This is a genomic window from Mesorhizobium waitakense, from assembly GCF_056431085.1.
The window spans coordinates 1-3,136 of the sequence record NZ_JBWKME010000079.1 but is presented as its reverse complement, the minus strand read 5'-3'; the positions used below and the strand labels follow the sequence as shown (position 1 = coordinate 3,136).

Genomic DNA, 3,136 nt, shown 5'->3' with positions numbered 1-3,136 from the left:
TCGCAGCGATCGCCATTTGGCTCAGATAGTTAAATCGTCACCACGTCCTAGCTCAAGCACCGGTGCTTCAATTTTTGCTCAGGTTGCGGCTCCTGGGCGGATCAAAGGGGACTGAAAAGCTTGGTGGTTCGCCAGCGTTTCCCAGCAGGCGCGGTAGACTGTCTCTGCTTCACCTGCACATTTCTGGTTGAAAATCGCACCACAGGTTTGACACGATCTGATCGAGCTCACCGGCTACACAGCGGTCGGTCTCATCCGTTCCACATCGTCGAGCAGAGCAGAGCCTGCATGTGCTCTGCTAAGTCCATCTCGCCGCGCGCCGTGGTCTCCAAAAGATATCGGGCCTTAGCCAATGGATCGCCTTCTCCGACTGCAGGATAAGCGAGTTCAAACAAGCCGAGCGAGCCGAGCAGTGCATTGGCGATCATGTCGACAGTGCCCTTCGTCTCCCTCAACCCGCGTCCGAAGTCGGTCAAATACCGTGGGGGATCAGGTTTCGAATAGAGGCCGGCGACCCCGGCCCAATTTGGATGAGCGATTTCGCTCAGGCTGTCGTACCCGGCACGCACCCCCGGCACCGCCTTGTCCATCCTGTTGATGCAGCTCAGGATTTGCATGGCCTGTGGTCCGTCCGCCCATTTCCTCGAGCCAACGAGAAGCCCGTATCAGCAGATCGTTTAGCTGCTGTGGTGAATGGGTATGCCGCGCATCAAGAATCTCCCAGAGTTTCCATACAAGGGCAGCATTTTCAGTAAGGGAACGCGTCAATAGGGCCGCAACGCTCAGATCCTCACGCTCAAGCGCATTGCATGCGTTGCGCGCAAGTTCTTCGCTTCGCCAGATCAGCGCCTCACGTGCACAAAGCAATTGGAACGGCGCCTTTGAGCGCACGCCCAAGGCCGCGGCCTCGATACGACGCGGCAGATTATCGCCCAGCCTGGTCGCGAACTCGCGCGCTTCGACAATTTCAGCAGAAACCATGTTTGAGGCTGCCTCTATTTTCCTGCCTCTATTCTATCTGAGTCCCGCCAATCGGCGAAGATCGGCCAAAACATCGGCCACATGGTCCTCCCGATTGCAGTTTTGTGCATGGTTATCAGTGAAATAGGCGTCCCGAACATCGGCCATCATGATCATCATCGTCGGGCGGCATCAATGGTGTCCAAGTTGGCGGCGGTGATGGTGCCGAGGCCCGCGCAAGTCGGCAGGATGCCGATGATCGGCCAGAAGATCGGCCAAATGTTCTGGAATATTAGAAATATATATTTATAATTCCGTATTTAGCGGAAACCAAGATCGGCCAATTATGGAAGAGAGCGTACAGCGCATCGAACCGGCACGCCTGACGGATGTATCCGAATCAATGTCGGATGCGCTGGCGGAGCTATCGGCTACATCGGCTATTTTGGGCCAAAGCTTGCACCCGCGTACCGCTGCCAATCTCGCCGATCTCGTGCGCATCATGAACACCTACTACAGCAACCTGATCGAGGGCCATGATACGCGCCCGCGCGACATCGAACGGGCGTTGGCCGGAAACTTCGATCGAGACGAGAATCGTCGCAACCTGCAGCTCGAGGCGGCCGCCCATGTTCGCCTGCAAGCGGAGATCGACCGTATGGCCGCCGAGGGGCGGTTGCGGGAGCCGGCATCGGTAGATTTTCTGCGATGGCTGCATGCGGAATTTTATCGCGATGCGGAAGCGCCCATGCTGACCATCAAGGGCGCCGGCCGTGAATTTGTCATGGCGCCAGGCGAGTGGCGATCGAAGCCAGAGCATGACGTCGCTGTCGGCCGGCATGAGCCGCCTTCGAGCGAGCGTGTCGACGATTTCATGCAGTACTTTGCCATGCGCTATCGCTTCGACAAGCTGGGCAAGGCCGGGCGCATCCTGGCCATTCCTGCTGCGCATCACCGTTTCAACTACATTCACCCCTTCCCCGACGGCAACGGTCGCGTCAGCCGATTGATGAGCCACGCCATGGCCCATGAGGCCGGGATTGCTGCGCATGGACTGTGGTCGATCTCGCGCGGTCTGGCACGCGGCGCGAAAAGCCGCACGGACTACAAGCGCATGATGGATCATGCCGATATGCCCCGCCAAGGGGATCTCGTCGGACGCGGCAACCTCTCCGAACGCGTGCTCGGTGATTTTACCTTATGGTTCCTGCAGGTGTGCATCGATCAGGTGAGCTTCATGACAGGTCTGTTCGATCTCGATACGCTTGCCAAGCGGCTGCATAGCTATGTGGAGCGCAGCGGCGTGAAGCCCGAAGCATCTCGTTTCCTGCAAGAAGCGCTTATGCGCGGCGAATTTGACCGCGGCGAAGGATCCCGCATAAGCGGACTGCCCGAGCGCACGGCGCGAAGGGTGTTTAATGAGGTGATCGGGCTTGGTCTGCTAGCGTCTGACACGCCCAAAGGTCCGGTTTCGCTGCGCTTCCCTGCGGACGCTCTGGACGCGCTGTTTCCGAAGCTGTTTCCGGAAACCTAGCCAACTTGCAACCAGAGGGATCAAATCGGACGCTTCTTGGTCATCCCACAATCCGGTGTGAACCGGTCGAAAGGCGAGCCGTCGCTGAAAGTCCATCTCTGCGACACCCACAACATGGCTCAGTGGGGTCAGAATATCGATGAATCCCTAGTATCCAAGCCTATGGGCTAAGTCCTGGGGAGACCTCAATATGGGCAATCCACCTAGTCTTAGTCTAGTACCTGTGCACAGAGATTATGACTCTTTGGCTGTTGGTTTTGGATAGGCCCGGGCCATTTTGGTTCGGGCCTGCTCGGTTGAGAACATCCAGTTGATGCGAGCGGCACTTGCGTTGCGCTGGTGTTCCCAAGCCGCGACCTCGGCGACGAGGCGGGAGCGGCTTTCGATGCGGCGGTCGAGGCACTGGTTGCGCAGAACGCCGATTTCGATCTCGACCATGTTGAGCCAGCTTGCATGTTTGGGCGTGTAGTGGAACTCCAGCCGTCTGAGGACGCGTTGTCGTACTGCACTTGTATGGGGATGTTTTTGTCAACGGTCTTTTTTGCGTCCATTCATTGGCCTCGTTTGCGTTTAGGGCAGCTGCTCCATTCACGACAGAAGCAGCCGCCGCTGGCTTATCGATCGCGGACGTCGATACCGAGG

The 3,136-nt window shown here is 57.8% G+C and carries 2 protein-coding genes and 1 pseudogene; 1 reads left to right on the top strand and 2 read right to left on the bottom strand.

Translation table 11 applies throughout. From position 1 onward, the window contains the following. Positions 1–251: 251 nt before the first annotated feature. Positions 252–617 (bottom strand): hypothetical protein, encoded by a 366-nt coding sequence (locus AC07FD_RS17880; protein ID WP_378976996.1) that lies wholly within the window; start codon positions 615–617, stop codon positions 252–254. A gap of 689 nt (positions 618–1,306) precedes the next feature. On the opposite strand from AC07FD_RS17880, the gene AC07FD_RS17875 reads away from it, so the two are divergent. Further along, positions 1,307–2,494, top strand: coding sequence for a Fic family protein (locus AC07FD_RS17875; protein ID WP_478350917.1), 1,188 nt, complete (start codon positions 1,307–1,309; stop codon positions 2,492–2,494). 234 nt (positions 2,495–2,728) lie between these two features. Here AC07FD_RS17875 and AC07FD_RS17870 read toward each other — a convergent pair. Further along, positions 2,729–2,989, bottom strand: a pseudogene (locus tag AC07FD_RS17870) (transposase); the annotation flags it as partial. Between the last annotated feature and the right edge of the window lie 147 nt (positions 2,990–3,136).